Source organism: Streptomyces viridifaciens, assembly GCF_001888885.2.
Lineage (GTDB): Bacteria > Actinomycetota > Actinomycetes > Streptomycetales > Streptomycetaceae > Kitasatospora > Kitasatospora aureofaciens.
In genome coordinates, this window is record NZ_CP090841.1 from 6,811,292 (window position 1) to 6,827,822 (window position 16,531).

Here is a 16,531-nt window from a genome sequence, read left to right on the forward strand (position 1 = left end):
GCCGACGTTCGCGTCCATCAGCCGGAGGAACAGTGATCCGCGCACTGACCGGGTTCTCCACCAGACACGCATGGAAGGTCATCGCCCTGTGGGCGGTGCTGGGCATGGGGCTGGGGGTCCTGGGCCCGATGCTGATGTCCCGGGTGACCGAGTCCCAGAGCGGGGACTTCCTGCCCCGGAGTTACGACTCGGCCGCCGCGCAGCGGATCGGGGAGGAACACTTCGGCGTGAAGTCGGACGCCACCACGGTCACGGTGCTGGTCGCCCGGACCGACGGCAAGGCGCTCGGCGCCGCCGACCAGCAGCGGATCGAGTCCGAGGCCGCGAAGCTCGCCACCCACCGGGTCACGATGCCCCGGCGGGCGGACGATCCGGAGTTCCTCGTCACCGACCGCTCCCAGACGCCCCGGATCGCCCCCGCGACGGTGGCGCCCGACCGGACCTTCGAACTGCTCTCGGTCGAGTTCACCGGCAACGCCTCGGAGGAGGGCGTGCAGGGCGTCTTCAAGGCCTTCCGGGACGACGCCCGCACACGGTTCGCCGACCTCGGCATGCGCACCGGGTTCACCGGCGGCCTCGCCCAGGTGTCGGACAGCGCCGACGCCAACCGGACCGCCGCGACGATCGGCAGCGCCCTCGTCACGGGACTGATCGTCCTGCTCAACGTGCTGGTGTTCCGCAGCGTCCTCGCCGCCGTGCTGCCGCTGCTCGCGGTCGCCGTGATCGGGGGCGCGGCCACCGGCGCCGTGGCCGGCGCGGCCTCGCTCACCGGCCTCAAGCTGGACGCCAGCACCCCGAGCCTGATCTCCGTGGTCCTGCTCGGCATCGGCGTCGACTACCTGCTGTTCCTGCTCTTCCGGTTCCGCGAGCAGTTGCGGGCGCGGCCCGAGCAGCCCGCCCGGGAGGCCGCCGCCCAGGTGTCCGGCCGGGTCGGTACCGCGATCACCTCCGCCGCGCTGACCATCGTGGCCGCCTTCGCCACCCTGGGCGTGGCGACCTTCGGCCTGTTCCGCTCCCTCGGCCCGGCCATCGCCGTCGCCGTGCTGGTCATGCTGCTGGGCAGCCTGACCCTGATGCCCGCCCTGCTGGCCGCCTGCGGACGCAAGATGTTCTGGCCGTCGCGCAGCCTGCGGCGGGTGCCGCGACCGGGCCTCGCCGCCCGCCTCGGCGACCTGGTCGCCCGCCGGCCGCTGGCGCTGCTGCTCGCCTCCGTCGCGCTGCTCGGCGCGCTGGCCGCCGGTACGGCCGGGCTCCGGATGAACTACGGCCAGGCCGACGACACCAGGACGCCGGCCACCGCCACCGCCGAGGAGATCGCCCGTGCCCTGCCGGCCGGGGTGTCCGACCCGACGACCGTCTACCTGGTGGCCAAGGACGGGGGCACCCTCGACGCCGGCCGGTTCGACGGCCTCGCCCACGCCCTGACCGGGGTCGAGGGCGTCGGCCAGGTGGGCCGGACCGTCCTCGCCGACGACCACCGCGCGGCCCGGATCGACCTCTACCTGAACGCCGACCCGCAGAGCCAGCGGGCCCGCGACCTCGCTTCCGGCCCGGTCCGCGCCGCGGTCGCCGCGCACGCACCGCAGGGGACCACCGGCCACGTCGGCGGCACGGCGGCGATCTTCGCCGACATCTCCACCGCCGTCGACCACGACCTGACCGTGGTCTTCCCGGTCGCCGCCGCGCTGATCGCCCTGATACTGCTCCTGCTCCTGCGCAGCCTGCTCGCCCCGCTGGCCCTGATGCTCGCGGTCGGCCTCGGCTTCGCCGCCACCCTCGGCGCCGCCACCCTGCTGTTCCAGCACGGCCTGGGCGAGCCCGGCGTCGCCTTCACGCTGCCCCTGGTGCTGTTCCTGTTCGTGGTCGCCCTGGGCACCGACTACAACATCCTGATCACCGACCGCATCCGCGAGGAGATGCACCGGCCCGGCCCGGCCCGCGCCGCCGTGGCCCGCGCCGTCCGGTACACCGCCCCCGCCATCGCCACGGCGGGCCTGGTGCTGGCCGGCTCCTTCGCCACCCTGGCCACCACCCCGGGCAGCGAGCAGGTCGCCTTCTCGCTGACCCTCGGGATCCTGCTCTCCGCCCTGGTCCTCTCCCTCGTCACCGTCCCGGCCGCGGCGGCCCTCCTCGGCCGCTCCCTCTGGTGGCCGCTGCGCCCCACCCCGGTCGCGCCGCCGTCCGCCGACCGCCCGCCGGTCGCCACCCCGCGGTCGGCCCCGGATCACCTGCGCCTCGGGTGACGGTTCCCGGCCGCAGCGGTCTGACGTCCCGGCCGTTCTCCGGGGCGTCAGACCGGCAGCAGCCGGGCGATCAGTTCGCCGAGGCGGCGGGCGTTGCGGCAGGAGTGCATCTCCACGACGTCCGCGTAGGCCGGGGCGGCGGAGTCGCCGGTCGACCAGAGTGCGGGCTGTTCGGGGTTGAGCCAGAAGACCCGCCGGGCCCGGGCCGAGATCCGGCGCAGGGCGTCCAGGTTGGGGTCGCGGTGGTTGTTGCGGGCGTCGCCGAGGACGAGCACGCAGGTGCGGGGGCCGACGGCGTCCGGGTGGCGGTCGGCGAACTCGCCGAGGGCGGAGCCGTAGTCGCTGTTGCCGTGGTGGCCCATCACCCTGGCCTCGGCGAGGATGCGTGCGGCGAGACGGGCCGGGTCGTCCTGGCCGCGCCGCAGCAGGTCGGTGACCTCGGCGGTGCGGTTGACGAAGGCGAACACCCGGACCTTGCTGAACTGCTCGCCCATCGCCTGGACCAGCAGCATGGTGAAGTCGGCGAAGCCCGCCACCGAGCCGGACACGTCGCACAGCAGCACCAGCTCCGGCCGACCCGGGCGGCGCAGCCGGTACGCCGGGCGCAGCGGGACTCCGCCGGTGGTGAGCGAGCGACGCAGGGTGCGGCGCAGGTCGATCTGTCCCCGGGCGGCGCGGCGGCGCCGGGCGGCCAGCCGGGTGGCGAGTTTGCGGGCCAGCGGGTGGACGGTGCGGCGCAGTTCGGCGAGCTGCTCGCGGCCGGCGTAGAGGAAGTCGATCCGGTCGGTGCTGGGGGCGACGGCGCGCTCCGCGATCCGTTCGGGCTCGCGCAGTTCGGCGACCCGGCGGCGGGCCTCGCCGGTGACCTGGGCGCGGAAGTCCTGGATGCGGCGGCGGATCTCGTCGGCGAGGACGCGTTCGGAGAGGTCCTCCCGGGCGGGGCCCTCCCGTCCGGGGTCCTCGCGCAGCGCGGCGAGGATCCGGGCGAGCAGGGTCTCGGGGGAGAGGCGGCCGAGGGCCTGGTGGGCGGACCAGCCGTCCGAGCCGGGGGTGCTGCCGGTGCCGTACCGGCCGAAGGCCTCGACGACCTCGCCGGCCAGCCGGGCCTGGGCGGCGCGGTCGTCGGCGGCGAGGGCGGCGGCGAGGCGTTCGCGCAGTTGGTCGCGCAGTGGGTCGGGGCGGCCGAAGCGGGGCGGCTCGGGGTCGTCCGGTGCGGGCGGCGGTTCGACGCGCAGGGCCTCCGGGGTGCCGACACCGAGCGGGAAGAACAGGTCGAAGACGGCGTCGAAGACCTTCCGCTGGCCGTCCGAGCGCAGCAGGGCGGCGGCCAGGCCGGCCCGCATCTGCTCTCGGTCGGCGAAGCCGAGGACGTCGAGCACGGCGGCGGCGTCCACCGTCTCGGCCGGGCCGATCCGCAGGCCGTGCCCGCGCAGGGCGCGGACCAGGCCGGTCAGCCGGGCGGCGGTGTCGGCGGGGCCTGCCGCGGTCATGCGAGGGTGAGCTTCTGGGTGGCCTTGCGGATGTCGTCCTGGTGCTTGAGGATCACTCCGAGAGTCTCCCGGACGACGGTCTCGTCCAGGCTGTCGGCGCCGAGCGCGAGCAGGGTGCGGGCCCAGTCGACGGTCTCGGCGACGGACGGTGCCTTGCGCAGTTCCATGGCGCGCAGCGCGCCGACCACCCGGACCAGCGAGGCGGCCAGGGTGTCGTCCAGGCCGGGCACCTTGAGCCGGACGATCCGCCGCTCCAACTCGGCGTCCGGGTAGTCGAGGTGGAGGAAGAGGCACCGTCGGCGCAGCGCCTCGGAGAGCTCGCGGGTGGCGTTGGAGGTGAGCAGGACGAAGGGGCGGCGGGTGGCGGTGACGGTGCCGAGTTCGGGGACGGTCACCTGGAAGTCGCTGAGCACCTCCAGCAGCAGGGCCTCGACCTCGACGTCGGCCTTGTCCATCTCGTCGATCAGCAGCACCGTGGGCTCCTCGCCGCGGATGGCGGTGAGCAGCGGGCGGGTGAGCAGGAACTCCTCGCCGAAGATGTCGTCGCGGGCCCGGTCCCAGCCCTCGTCGCGGCCGGCGGTGATCCGCAGCAGCTGCTTGGCGTGGTTCCACTCGTAGAGGGCGCGGGCCTCGTCGATGCCCTCGTAGCACTGCAGTCGCACCAGCCGGGCGGCGCCCAGCTCGGCGACGGCCTTGGCGAGTTCGGTCTTGCCGACCCCGGCGGGGCCCTCGACCAGCAGGGGCTTGCCGAGCCGGTCGGCGAGGAAGACGGTGGTGGCCACGGCGGTGGAGGCGAGGTAGCCGGTCGCGGCGAGCCGTTCGGCGGTGTCCGCCACCGAGGTGAAGAAGCCCATGCCGTCGCCGTTCCCGTTGACGCCGCCGTTCCCGCCGCTGCCGCTGGTCATCTGCCGCGCCCCGTTCCGGTTCGCCGGGCCCGTTCCGTCGGGCCCGCGCGGCGCCACCCTACCGGCCGGTCACTTGCTTGTCGCGGGGCCGGGAAGGGCACGGTGGAGCGGCGTACGACGGGCTGCTGCCCGTTGTACGCCGCTCGTGTAATTCCGCCGTCCCCGGGGCGTCAGTTGACGTACAGGACCGGGTTGCCGGCGGCCGAGGTGTCGGTGACCGGGCCGTAGGTGGCGCTGAAGTACCCGGTCGAGAAGCACAGGCCGGGGCCGGAGACCAGGGTGGCGGCCTGGTCGGCGAAGCTGATGGAGTTGCTGCTGTTCGAGGTGGAGCCGGTGATGCCGCTGGGGCTCTGGTAGACGCAGTTGACGGTGCCCAGCAGGGTGTTGAGCACCACGGTGATGCCCACCGGGCCGGCGCTGGTGCCGTTGAGCGACACGTTGTTGCCGGAGCCGGAGGTGACGGTGTTGGTGTAGGGCAGGCTGGTGGCGGTGACGCTCTGCACGCTCATCACGCCGAAGACGCTGGAGGTGCAGGAGTCGAAGGACTGGCTGTTGAGCTGCTCGGTCGCGCTGCCGGGGGCGGACGGGTTGGACGTCACGGTGGCGGAGAACGAGGAGTTGGCGCAGCTGACGCCGTTGGTGCTGCCGGGGCCGTCGGTGAAGGTGGCGGCGGTGCCGGAAGCGAGGTTGGCGACCAGGGTGTCGCCGACGGCGATGGCCGGGCCGCTCGAGCCGCCCTGGGTCAGGACGGCGGCGGCGGAGGCCTGAGCGGGTGCCACGGCGGCACCGGTGAGGGCGATGGCGGCGAGGGATGCGGCTGCGAGCGTGCGACGGATGCGCATGAGGGTGCCTCTCTCCGTCCGGGGACGGGTGGGGGAATCCCCGCGTGCGGGTGTGGTGGTGTGCACGACGGGGGAGGTGCACGGCGAACCGGAGCTCCGGCGGAGCGCGAGTGGGTGCGGGCCGGCGGACAGGCACTGGGGGCGGGCCCGGCGCCACGGGCCCGCTCGTGCGGTTCGGCGGTGTTGAGTGCAGTGCAGCGGTGTCGGAGTCGGTCGACGGTGGCCTGCGCACCGACCGGTCGGAAACCTGGCAGTGTTGTAAACCGGGCGTTGCGTCAATGTCAATACAGGACACAGGAGTTGGTGATGGATCCCAAGAACCTCCGGAGTTCCGACGTGCTCCTCCTGCCGGGTGCCCGCACCGGCCGTGATCCGGCCAGGTCGATCAAGCCGGGCCCGCGCCGGCAGCCCGCCGGAGTGGTCGCCGCGACCCAGCGCGAGCGGCTGCTGGACGGGCTGGTCCGGACGGTGGCCGAACGCGGCTACCAGCACGCGACGGTCAGCGACATCTGCCGGGCGGCCGGGGTGACCAGGCCGGTCTTCTACGAGCTGTTCAACGGCAAGGAGGACGCTTTCCTGGCCGCGCACCGGTTCGGCACCGGGGTGGTGGTCCGGCGGATGGCGGCGGCCTTCGCGGCCGAATCCGACTGGTGCGCGGGGATCCGGGAGGCGCTCGGAGCGATGCTCCAACTCCTGGCCGGGACACCGTCCTTCGCGACCATGGCGGTGATCGAGATCGAGGCGGTCGGGCCCGCCGGTCGGCGCGAGCGCGATCAACTCCTCACCCGATTCCGGGTGTTCTTTGCCGAGGTGCCACAACTTCCGTGCGGTGTAAGGGTGCAGGAGATGGTGGACGCGGTGGTGGGCGGTGTGTACAGCGCGATCTACCGGCGGATCGCCTCCGGTCGTACCGATCAACTGCCGGAACTGCTGCCGGTGTTGGGCATGTTCTGCCTGGCGCCATTCCTCGGGCCGGCCGAGGCGGACCGGCGACTCGGGTCGAGGATCGGTGAAGATCCTTCGTGCACCCGTATTGACCCGGCAACTACCCAGCAGTAGCTTCCAGTTACTCACCGCGCCCCGACCGGACCGACCCCGCCGCCGAGCGGCGGACGGCCCGGCCGGGACGCGCACAACGCTGTCCGCGCCAGGGCAACGTGCCAGTGCCTGCACACCCATTTCCGTCCACAGGGAGCACACATGGCCATGTCCGAGGACGCCGCCGTCGCGGCGGAGACCCCGACGCCGACCGGGACCAGAAGAGGCCGGGTACGGATCAAGCGCACCGCCCTGATGGCCGTACCGGCCGTCGCCGTCGGGGGCATCCTGATGACCCTCACCGCCCAGGGCGTGCTCGCCGCGCAGTTCTCCATCTCCGGCATGCCGTTCACCATCACCGCCGACAAGCTCGACGGCGACGGCTTCGCCCAGTTCGGCTCGCTGGACCACATGATCCCGGGCAGCCCCAACCAGGGCCACACCGGCGGTCAGGTGCTGGTCGCGGTGTCGGCGATCAAGACCGCCGAGATCACCAACCTGTGCCAGAGCGTCGACCTCGGTGGCGTCAACCTGGTGATCCACGCGGGCGACCAGGGCACCCCGGTGTCCGCCTCCGACCTCACCACCGACTCCGACCTGCTGTCCGGCGACGCGGAGTTCAAGAACATCGAGATCGGCGGCGACGCCAGCACCTACACCAAGGCCGGCGACGTCGGCAAGGGCGGCAAGGGCGTCTTCGGCCAGCAGGCCGACCACGTCCAGCTGACCCACCTCAACCAGCACAACTACGCGAGCACCGCCGTCGGGTTCAAACTGCCCAACCTGCGGCTGAGCTTCAGCTCCAAGGGCTGCTGAGCATGACGGAGTCCGTACCGGAGCCGGCTGCGACCGGCGAGGGCACCGTGGCGCGGGCCGAGGCGGTGACGGCCCAGGGGACGGCCGCCACCCCCGCCCCGGCCACCGCCCCCGCCGCAGGCCCCGCCGCAGCTCCCGCTGCGTCCGAAGCGTCCGCTCCGACCGCCGCGCCCGCGAGCCTCGCGGGTCCGGTCAGGCGTGACTGGCGGGGCCGACGACCGTTCTGGGGCGGGCTGCTGGTGACGCTCGGCGGCGCCGAGATCCTGTTCACGCTGTGGGCCCCGCTGCCCCTCCTGCTGCACATCTCGCTGGTGGGCCTGGCGGGGTACCTGGTGCCCTCGGTGATGCTGCTGTGCGGGCTGCTGATCCTGTTCAACCCGACGCAGCGGCTGTTCTACTCCGTCCTCGCGGTGCTCGCCTCGCTGGCCAGCTGGGTGACCTCCAACCTCGGCGGCTTCCTGATCGGGATGCTGCTCGGGGTGGTCGGCGCCTGCCTGACCTTCGGGTGGCTGCCCGACCAGCCGCTGCGCCGTGGGCGCCAGCGGCGGGAGGACCGGCGCGCGCAGCGCCGGGCGGCGCGGGCCGGGGTCTGACGGCCGCCGGGAGTCATCGACGGCGCCCCGCTCAACTGTGGTGGGAGAGCACAGGTTGAGCGGGGCGTTCCGTCCTGGCCGTCCGTCTGGCGGCCTGGCGGCCTGGCGGTGGGACGGTCAGATCGTCGAGGCGTCGATCACGAAGCGGAACCGGACGTCGCCGTCCAGCACCCGCCGGTACGCCTCGTTGATCTGCTCGGCCCGGATCAGCTCGATCCGCGCGGTGATGCCGTGCTCGGCGCAGAAGTCCAGCATCTCCTGGGTCTCCGGCAGCCCGCCGATCGCCGAACCCGCCAGCGAGCGGCGCCCGATGGCCAGCGGGAACGGGTGCAGCGAGACCGGCTTCTCCGGCACGCCGACCTGCACCATGGTGCCGTCGGTGCGCAGCAGGCCGATGTAGGCGGTCAGGTCGAGATCGGCGGACACCGTGTTGACGATCAGGTCGAAGCTGCCCGCGAGTTCCTCGAAGGTCGTCGGGTCGGAGGTGGCCCGGTAGTGGTCCGCGCCGAGCCGCAGGCCGTCCTCGCGCTTGCGCAGCGACTGGCTGAGCACGGTGACCTCCGCGCCCATCGCGTGGGCGAGCTGCACACCCATGTGGCCGAGCCCGCCCAGGCCCACGATCGCGACCTTCTTGCCCGGGCCGGCGCCCCAGTGCGCCAGCGGCGAGTACAGCGTGATGCCCGCGCACAGCAGCGGCGCGGCGGCGTCCAGCGGCAGGGCGTCGGGAATGCGCAGCGCGTACGCCTCGTCCACCACCAGTTCTGCGGCGTAGCCGCCGTACGTCGGCCGGCCGTCCCTGCCGGTGTCGTTGTAGGTGAAGACCATCCCGCCCTCGCCCTGGCAGTACTGCTGCAGGCCGGCCCGGCAGTTGTCGCACTCCCGGCAGGAGTCGACGAAGCAGCCGACGCCGACCCGGTCGCCGACCTGCCAGCGGGTGACGCCCGGGCCGACCTCGGCGACCACGCCGGCGATCTCGTGGCCCGGGACCATGGGGAAGGTCCCGCTGCCCCAGTCCTCGCCGACCTGGTGGATGTCGGAGTGGCAGATGCCGGAGTACTTGATGTCGATCACGATGTCGTGCTCGCCGACGGCCCGGGTGGTGACGGTGGTCTTCGCCAGCGGGGCCTTCGGCCTCGGGGCCGCGTAGGCGGCGACGGTGCGGGTGGTGCCGGTCGGGGTCGTGCTCTGCGTCGTCTCGTTCGTCATGCCCACCAGACTGCGGCGGCCCGGCGGGCCCAACCAGGTCGGAGTTCATCGCACGAAAGCGGAACGTACGACTGCGGAACCTACGCACGGCAGTATCACCCTCGCCCGTGCCCCGGCGGTTCCTGCGGCCCGCATACTGCACTCATGGACCAGCGCACCGAACTCAGCGAGTTCCTCCGATCCCGCCGCGCCCGCCTGCGGCCCGAGGACGTGGGCCTGCCGGGCGGCACCACCCGCCGGCGGGTGCCCGGGCTGCGCCGCGAGGAGCTGGCCCAGCTCGCCGGAGTCAGCACGGCCTACTACACCCGGCTCGAACAGGGCCACGGCGAGAACGTCTCCGCCGCCGTGCTGGACGCCATCGCCCGGGTGCTGCGGCTGGGCCCCGCCGAGCGCGACCACCTCGGCCGGCTCACCAAGCCCGCCCGCCGCCGCCCCGGCGGCACCGGGCCCACCCGCCCGCAGCGGGTGCGGCCCGCGCTCCAGCAGCTGCTGGACACCATGGAGAGCGTGCCCGCGTACGTCCTCGGACGGCGGCTCGACATCATCGCCTGGAACCGGCTCGGCGCCGCCCTGCTCGGGGACTTCGCCGCGATGCCGCCCGAGCAGCGCAACATCGCCTGGCACGTCTTCCTCGACCCGGCCGCCCGCGAGCTCTTCGAGGACTGGGAGACCAAGGCCGGCGACGTCGTCGGCCTGTTGCGGCTGGACGCCGGGCGCTACCCGGACGACCGGGGACTCGCCTCGCTGATCGGCGAACTCTCAGTCAAGAGCGAGGACTTCCGCAGCCTCTGGGCCACCTACCGGATCCAGGACAAGGGCCACGGCACCAAGCGCCTGCACCACCCGGTGGTCGGGCCGCTCAGCCTCCAGTACGAGACGCTGCGCCCGGCCGGGGACGCCGACCAGGTGCTGGTCGCCTACCACGCCGAGCCGGGTTCGCCGTCCGCCGAATCCCTGCGGTTGCTGGCGAGTTGGGACGCCACCGAGCTCCGGCCGGAGCCCGCCGACCGGGCCGGCCGGGTCGCCGAGCAGAACCGGTAGCGGGCAGCGCCGTCGGTTCACGGAGGGCCGATGGTCCCGGGTCGGTCCGGGGCCATCGGCCCTTCTCGCGCGCGGCGGTGGGCAGTTGACTGGATCGGTCATGGACAACAGCCGCACGGCCGATGCCGCCACCGCCACCGCCGAGTACGACCGCCTGATCGCCCGCCACCACGCGATGAGACTGCGGCGCCAACTCCTCACCCCCGCCGGTCCGTCGGAGGCCGCTCCCGGAGCCGATCCGGGTTCCGCCGGCCACGAGGGCTACGACGGCTCCGTGGACCAGCAGGTGATCCGGCGCGACCTCGACCTGGTCGCCCCGCTGTCGGAGCTGATCGACCACCTCTACGCGGTCATGTTCCGCCGCCGCCCGTACCTGCGCGCGCTCTTCCCCGCCTCGATGGAGTTCCAGCAGTCCCACCTGGAACGCGTCCTCCAGCACCTGGTCGACCACCTCCACCGGCCCGCCGAACTGGCCCGGACGCTCCGCCAGCTCGGCCGCGACCACCGGAAACTGGGCGTCCGCCCGGTCCACTACGAGGCCTTCGAGGAGGCCCTGTGCGCGGCGATCCGGCACCGGGCCGGCGAGCACTGGACGGACGGCCTCGAAGCCGCCTGGGTGCGGATGCTGCGCTTCGCCGTCGGCGCGATGGTCGCCGGCGCCGACTCCGCGCTCGCCGAACCCCCGTACTGGCACGCCGTGGTGACCGGCCACGAGCGCCGCCGCCCCGACCTCGCCGTCCTGCGGGTGCGCACCGGCGAGCCGTACCCCTACCGGGCCGGCCAGTACGGCACGGTCGAACACCCGGCGCTGCCGCACACCTGGCGGCAGTACTCGATCGGCTGCGCCCCGCGCGGCGGCAACGAGCTGGAGTTCCACGTCCGCCGGACCGGCCCCGGCGGTGTCAGCGCGGCCCTGGTCGAGCGCACCGCCGTCGGCGACCGGCTGCGCCTCGGCCCGCCGCGCGGCGGCCTGCTGCCCGAGGGCGACGGCCGGGGCGGGTCCCGCGACCTCTTGCTGGTCGCGGGCGGCACCGGACTCGCCCCGATGAAGGCGATCGTCGAACAGCAGGCGCTGCACCGTCCGCCGGGCCGCCGCGTTCACCTCTTCGTCGGCGCCCGCGACCGGGCCGACCTCTACGACTGGTCCGCGCTGGCCGAACTCGGCCTGCACAAACCCTGGTTGGCCATCACCCCGGTGACGGTCGGCCGCCTCGCCGACACCGTCGCCGCCGCCGGGGACTGGCGCGAACACCTGGCCTGCGTCAGCGGGCCGGCCGGGATGGTCGCCTCGGTGCGGTCCGAACTGCTGGCGGCGGGGCTTCCGTCGGCACGGGTTCGGTACGACCAGGTGCTCTCCCGGTGGTCACGTCCTACCTGAAGCAGTAGGAGTCCGAGGAGGCGTCGCCGCCCCCCAGATGGGTCTGGTGGACGCGCAGCCCCCGGAAGTCGGCGCCGTGCGGGAAGAAGCGCTCGTCGATGCTCAGCCCGCCGTTGACCGGGTCGGCGTCCAGCTTGACCAGCCAGGGGTCGATCCCGTCCGGGTAGAACTGGTCGTCCCAGGCGCCGTAGAGGGAGTTGGTGAGGTAGAGCCGCCGCCCGTCCCGGCTGATCTCCACCATCTGCGGGGCCCCGTTCAGCGGACGCCCCGGCTCGGCCGGGTGCGGCGTCCGGGCGGCGATCCCGCCCAGGCGCACCGAGGAGGCGAGCCGGGGGTGGAACGGGTCCGAGACGTCGTACTGGAGCAGCTCGCCGGTGCCCCAGGCCGAGACGTACAGCCAGCGGTCGTCCACCGACAGGTTGATGTCCGTCACCAGCGGCGGCACGGCGACGAAGGGCTGCAGCGCGGGGGGCAGTTCGTCGGCCGAGGCGGGTACCGCCGGGATCTCGATCACCTTGCGCGCGGTGAACGCCGGGCCCTCCCGGTACCAGAGCCACACCGAGGAGGAGAGGTCCTCGACGTTCACCACCACGCCGGCGAACCCCCACTCCGCCTGCGGGTCGTGCGCCGGGCGCAGCTCCAGCACCATCTGGTACTGGTCCCCGAGGTCGACCCGCTGGAGGTGCCGCCCGGTGCCCAGCTCCCAGAAGTGAAGTGCGTGCCCGTACTTGCGGCCGAGCAGCTGCTCGGGCAGCACGCCGTCCTCGACCATCCACGGGGTGCCCCACTCGCTGGTCACCCCGACGTCCGTCCCGAGGTGCCACCAGACGTCGTAGGCGAAGTGCTGCGGCCCGCGCTCGGTCTCCCAGGGGCGCAGCACGTCGAAGGTGGTGTGGTCGAGCAGCGCCACCCCGCCGGGCCCGTCGCCGCCGTCCGCCGCCCCGAGGCAGGACAGGAAGACGCCGTCCGGGCCGCAGTGCAGGGTGTGCGGCCGGGAGTAGCCCGCCCGCTCCGCAAGCTCCTTGGCCTCCACCGTCTTGACCAGCCGGGGCCGGACCGGGTCGGGGTGGGTGTCCATCACGTGCAGCCGCGAGGACCGCAGGCCGGGCAGCAGCAGGTAGCGCCGCTCCGGGTTCTCGTGGCAGGCGTGCGCCAGGGCGCTGGAGCAGGCGTTCCACCCGAAGTGGTGCAACTCGTCGCCCAGTGTGGGAAGTTCGGCGAAGTTGAGCACCTTCCCGTAGCTCGCCGACTGCGGATCGGTGTCGACGGTCAGCAGGGCGTCCGGCCGTTGCCCCGACCGGTCGAACCCGGCCACGTACGCCAAGGTCTCCGGCGGAGCCGCGATCGCCTCGGCAGCCGACCGGTAGAGCGACGAATCCATCTGTTCTCCCAACTCGCCGTGTCCGTCCGGGCAGCGTTCCACACGACCACCGGCGCACAGCAGGCGCACGGGAAGCGGCCGGGAGGCGCGCACGGCCACCCTGGTCAGGGGCGCGACAGGCGGCGAGGCGAGGCCCTGCGCCGACGTCGCCGCGCAGCGCGGATCTACCGGCCGGTATGGTCAGGGGCGGAACGGGTGGTCACCCGCCGTGGCGGCGGGCGGAGCAGAGGACGGGTGCGGCGGCAGATGGAGTTTCGGGAAGACATCCTGGGTGCCCCCTACGAGGCGACGGAGCTGGAGCTGCGTGCCGACGACGAGGGAGCGGTCTGCGCGACCCTCGTGCGGCGACTGGTGCCGGGGGCCGAGCGGGCCGTGCTGTACATCCACGGGTACAACGACTATTTCTTCCAGACCAACCTGGCCGACCACTATGCCGCGCTCGGGTTCTCCTTCTACGCCCTGGACCTGCGCAAGTACGGGCGCTCGCTGCGGCCGCACCAGTCGCCGAACTTCGTCCGGGACCTCGCCGAGTACGACGAGGAGATCGACGAGGCGGTCCGGATCATCCGGGAGGTCGACGGCCACCGGCAGCTGCTGCTGAACGGGCACTCCACCGGCGGCCTGGTCGGCGCCCTGTGGGCGGGCCGCCGCGCCGGGCGGGGCGTGGTGGACGGGCTGTTCCTGAACAGCCCCTTCCTGTCCATGCCCGCCGGGGCGGCCGTGCGGACCGCCGGCGGTCCGGTGGTGACGGCGATCGGCCGGCTGAGGCCGACCCGAATCCTGCCCTCCTCGCTCAACCCGCACTACACCCACAGCCTGCACCGGGACCACAAGGGCGAGTGGGACTTCGACCTCCGGCTCAAGCCCGCCGAGGGCTTCCCGCTGTACGCGGGCTGGCTGTCCGCGATCCACCAGGGCCACCGGCAGCTGCGGCGCGGACTGGGCATCGACGTGCCGGTGCTGCTGATGGCCTCGACGAAGTCCATCTCCACCACCACCTGGCACCACGGCCTGCACCAGGCCGACGCCGTGCTGCGGGCCGACGACATCGCCGCCCAGGGGCCGAAGATGGGGCGGCACGTCACGGTCGTCCGGATCGAGGGCGGCATGCACGACCTGGTGCTCTCCGGGGAGGCGGCGCGTACCAAGGTGTTCGCCGAACTGGACCACTGGCTCGCCGCCTACCTGGACGTCCGGCCGGTGGGGGAGGACGCGTGACGGACGAGCCGGCCACGGGCGAGCCGTCCATGGACGAGCCGGTGCCGGTCGGACGGACCACCGACCTCGGCTTCGCCAAGCTCATGCCGGACATCGACCGCGACGGCGGCTGGCTGCTCACCCTCGACGGCACCCCGCAGTCGTACGTCGACCTCGCCGACCCGACCCACCTCGAGTTCGAGTACACCCGGCGGATCGGCCACCTCGTGGACGCCCTCGCCCCCGCCGGCCGTCCCCTGGACGTGCTGCACCTGGGCGGCGGCGCCCTCACCCTGCCCCGCTACCTGGCCGCCACCCGCCCCGGCTCGCGCCAGCAGGTGGTGGACGTGGACGGGCCGCTGCTCGACCTCGTCGCCGAGCACCTGCCCTGGCAGGGCCCCGGCGCGGACATCACCGCGACGGTGGGCGACGCCCGGGCCGCACTGGCCGCCACCCCGGCCGGTTCGCAGGACCTGGTGATCGCGGACGTCTTCCACGGCTCCCGCACCCCGGCCCACCTCACCTCGGTGGAGTTCCTGCGGCTGGCCGCGGCCGCCCTGCGCCCCGGCGGCTGCTACGCCGCCAACCTGGCGGACGGCCCGCCACTGGCCTTCGCCAAGGCCCAGGCGGCAACGGTGCGGGCGGTGTTCCCGCACGTCTTCCTGGTCGCGGAGGCCCCGGTGCTGCGCGGGCGCCGCTACGGCAACATCCTGCTGGCCGGCTCGACGGCGCCGCTCCCGACGGCGGAGCTCACCCGCCTGCTGGCGGGCGACATCTTCCCGGCCCGGCTCACCGAGGGCGAGGAACTGGCCGCCCTGGTCGGCCGCACCGCCCCGGTCACCGACGCCGACGCCACCGACTCCCCGCCCCCGCCGGACGGCGCCTTCAGCGTCGGCTGATCCGGCGGCTCCGCCTTCCGCCCGGTCCGACAGCGCCGCCGACGCCGTCCAGGTTGTCCAGCCGGCGCGCAGCAGGCCGGGGAACCGCTCGTCGAACTCGTCGGCCCGCAGCCGGGCGCTCCGCTGCTGCCACTGACGGGTGTGGAGGAACAGGCCGCACTCGCGCAGCCGCGCAAACCGCCGCTCCTGCCCGGCGGGCACTTACTGTCCCACAACCACCCCAACCGACTTCGCCAGCAGAGTCGTGAGGCCGACTTCTCGTGCGGTGAACCCCGTGGCCCGCGGGTCCCGTGGCCGGGGCACTGCCAGTTGCCGGGTCCCCTCGTCAGGCCGAGGGTCGGGGGATTGTCGGCCCGGGTCGGCACCAGAAGTCGGTCTGGCCGACTTCTGCTGCAGCCGACCCGCATGGCCTGTGGCTGAGGGCCGGTGTTGGGCCGGATGGAAGCCGGTGGCGAGGGCCGCCGTCGGCGCGAGAAGTCGGTGTGGTCGACTTCCTGTGCAGGGAGGCTGGCGTGCCGTCAGGGCGTGGCGCAAGCCGCCCGGCGGGGGGAGCCGGGCGGCTTGCGGCGGCGGGATGTTGGTGCCGGGGAGGTCAGGGAACGATGACGCGGCGTCCGCGGGCGTGGCCTGCTTGGCTGTCGACGTGGGCGGCTGCGGCCTCGGCGAGCGTGTAGGTCCTCTCGACCGGGATGTGGAGCCTTCCGCGCGAGATGAGGTCGGCGGCCACGGAGAGCGCCGCCGGTACGCTCCCGGCTACGCCGGAGAAGCGGACGCCGAGGTCGGGCGCGCCGAGGTCGGCGATGGTGATCACCTTCTGCGGGTCCCCGGTCAGTTCGACGAGTTCGCGGATCACGCCCGAGCCGGCCAGGTCGAGGGCGGCGTCGATGCGGCCGAGTTGCCGTACCCGGTCGACCCAGCCCTCGCCGTACGTCGTGGGGAGGGCGCCCAGGCCGCGCAGGTAGTCCTGGTTGGCGGCCCCGGCCGTGCCGATCACCGTGATGCCGCGGTCGCGGGCGATCTGCAGCACCGCCGAGCCGACGCCGCCCGACGCGCCGCTGACCAGCAGCGTCTGCCCGGGCTGCACGCCGACCTCGCGGATGATGCGCAGCGCGGTCTCCACCACGGACGGGTAGCCGGCGGCCTCTTCGAAGGACAGGCCCTCGGGCATGCGGGCCCAGGCCGACAGCACGGTGAACTCGGCGTAGGTGCAGGCGCCTTCGCCGAACACGCGGTCGCCGACCTCGACCCCTTCGACGCCCTCGCCGACTTCGTCGACCACCCCGGCGGCGTCCAGGCCGACTCCGGAGGGCAGCTCGGTCGGATGGGCTCCCAGTTTCTGGCCTTCGCGGATCCTCCAGTCGACGGGGTTCACGCCGGCCGCCCGTACGGCGATGCGTATCCGACCGGGGCCCGCGTGGGGCTCCTCGGCGTCGATGAGTTGCAGAACGTCGGGGCCGCCGAACTCGGCGAAGCTCACTTTCCTCATGCGGTGGACCGTAGCA

The 16,531-nt window shown here is 73.6% G+C and carries 14 protein-coding genes; 8 read left to right on the plus strand and 6 right to left on the minus strand.

Annotated features, from left to right (window positions below; translation table 11 throughout):
* Positions 1-32: 32 nt before the first annotated feature.
* The gene (locus BOQ63_RS37635; protein ID WP_078938763.1) at positions 33-2,243 is read left to right on the plus strand and encodes an MMPL family transporter; all 2,211 of its coding nucleotides are present in this window, start codon (positions 33-35) and stop codon (positions 2,241-2,243) included.
* A gap of 47 nt (positions 2,244-2,290) precedes the next feature.
* On the opposite strand, the gene BOQ63_RS37640 is transcribed toward BOQ63_RS37635, so the two are convergent.
* The 3 genes from BOQ63_RS37640 to BOQ63_RS37650 all read right to left on the minus strand — a co-directional run bounded on the left by BOQ63_RS37640 (position 2,291) and on the right by BOQ63_RS37650 (position 5,480).
* Positions 2,291-3,733: a vWA domain-containing protein gene (locus BOQ63_RS37640; protein ID WP_150476275.1), complete on the minus strand. Its 1,443-nt coding sequence runs from the start codon at positions 3,731-3,733 to the stop codon at positions 2,291-2,293.
* The gene (locus BOQ63_RS37645) at positions 3,730-4,638 is read right to left on the minus strand and encodes an AAA family ATPase (RefSeq protein ID WP_079183928.1); all 909 of its coding nucleotides are present in this window, start codon (positions 4,636-4,638) and stop codon (positions 3,730-3,732) included. Before BOQ63_RS37645 ends, BOQ63_RS37640 begins: the two co-directional genes overlap by 4 nt.
* A 170-nt stretch (positions 4,639-4,808) precedes the next feature.
* The gene (locus tag BOQ63_RS37650) at positions 4,809-5,480 is read right to left on the minus strand and encodes a hypothetical protein (RefSeq protein WP_030278732.1); all 672 of its coding nucleotides are present in this window, start codon (positions 5,478-5,480) and stop codon (positions 4,809-4,811) included.
* Between the two features lie 306 nt (positions 5,481-5,786).
* On the opposite strand from BOQ63_RS37650, the gene BOQ63_RS37655 reads away from it, so the two are divergent.
* From BOQ63_RS37655 to BOQ63_RS37665, 3 genes are all read left to right on the plus strand, one after another.
* Positions 5,787-6,539, plus strand: a complete 753-nt coding sequence (locus BOQ63_RS37655; protein WP_072655776.1) for a TetR/AcrR family transcriptional regulator — start codon at positions 5,787-5,789, stop codon at positions 6,537-6,539.
* Between the two features lie 141 nt (positions 6,540-6,680).
* A complete protein-coding gene (locus tag BOQ63_RS37660) occupies positions 6,681-7,334 on the plus strand; it encodes a DUF6230 family protein (RefSeq protein ID WP_030278729.1) in 654 nt (217 codons plus the stop codon).
* Positions 7,335-7,336: 2 nt separating this feature from the next.
* A complete protein-coding gene (locus BOQ63_RS37665) occupies positions 7,337-7,927 on the plus strand; it encodes a DUF6114 domain-containing protein (RefSeq protein WP_435820362.1) in 591 nt (196 codons plus the stop codon).
* 117 nt (positions 7,928-8,044) lie between these two features.
* Here BOQ63_RS37665 and BOQ63_RS37670 read toward each other — a convergent pair whose 3' ends face one another.
* Entirely contained in the window at positions 8,045-9,133 is a 1,089-nt protein-coding gene (locus BOQ63_RS37670; RefSeq protein WP_072655777.1) for an NAD(P)-dependent alcohol dehydrogenase, read from the minus strand.
* Positions 9,134-9,277: 144 nt separating this feature from the next.
* Between BOQ63_RS37670 and BOQ63_RS37675 the strand changes: the two genes are divergently transcribed.
* Together BOQ63_RS37675 and BOQ63_RS37680 are read left to right on the plus strand one after the other, a co-directional pair.
* A complete protein-coding gene (locus BOQ63_RS37675) occupies positions 9,278-10,174 on the plus strand; it encodes a helix-turn-helix domain-containing protein (RefSeq protein WP_037828204.1) in 897 nt (298 codons plus the stop codon).
* Between the two features lie 100 nt (positions 10,175-10,274).
* Positions 10,275-11,552: a globin domain-containing protein gene (locus BOQ63_RS37680; protein WP_030278723.1), complete on the plus strand. Its 1,278-nt coding sequence runs from the start codon at positions 10,275-10,277 to the stop codon at positions 11,550-11,552.
* Here BOQ63_RS37680 and BOQ63_RS37685 read toward each other — a convergent pair.
* The gene (locus BOQ63_RS37685; protein WP_072655779.1) at positions 11,545-12,933 is read right to left on the minus strand and encodes a selenium-binding protein SBP56-related protein; all 1,389 of its coding nucleotides are present in this window, start codon (positions 12,931-12,933) and stop codon (positions 11,545-11,547) included. The genes BOQ63_RS37680 and BOQ63_RS37685 overlap by 8 nt on opposite strands.
* Positions 12,934-13,179: 246 nt before the next feature.
* Here BOQ63_RS37685 and BOQ63_RS37690 point away from each other — a divergent pair, with 246 nt between their 5' ends.
* Positions 13,180-14,151, plus strand: a complete 972-nt coding sequence (locus BOQ63_RS37690) for an alpha/beta hydrolase (protein ID WP_072656442.1) — start codon at positions 13,180-13,182, stop codon at positions 14,149-14,151.
* 29 nt (positions 14,152-14,180) lie between these two features.
* Positions 14,181-15,029 carry a spermidine synthase gene (locus BOQ63_RS37695; RefSeq protein WP_030278717.1) on the plus strand — a complete coding sequence of 283 codons (849 nt, stop codon included), beginning with the start codon at positions 14,181-14,183 and terminating at the stop codon, positions 15,027-15,029.
* Between the two features lie 592 nt (positions 15,030-15,621).
* On the opposite strand, the gene BOQ63_RS37700 is transcribed toward BOQ63_RS37695, so the two are convergent.
* A complete protein-coding gene (locus tag BOQ63_RS37700) occupies positions 15,622-16,515 on the minus strand; it encodes an NADP-dependent oxidoreductase (RefSeq protein ID WP_030278713.1) in 894 nt (297 codons plus the stop codon).
* Between the last annotated feature and the right edge of the window lie 16 nt (positions 16,516-16,531).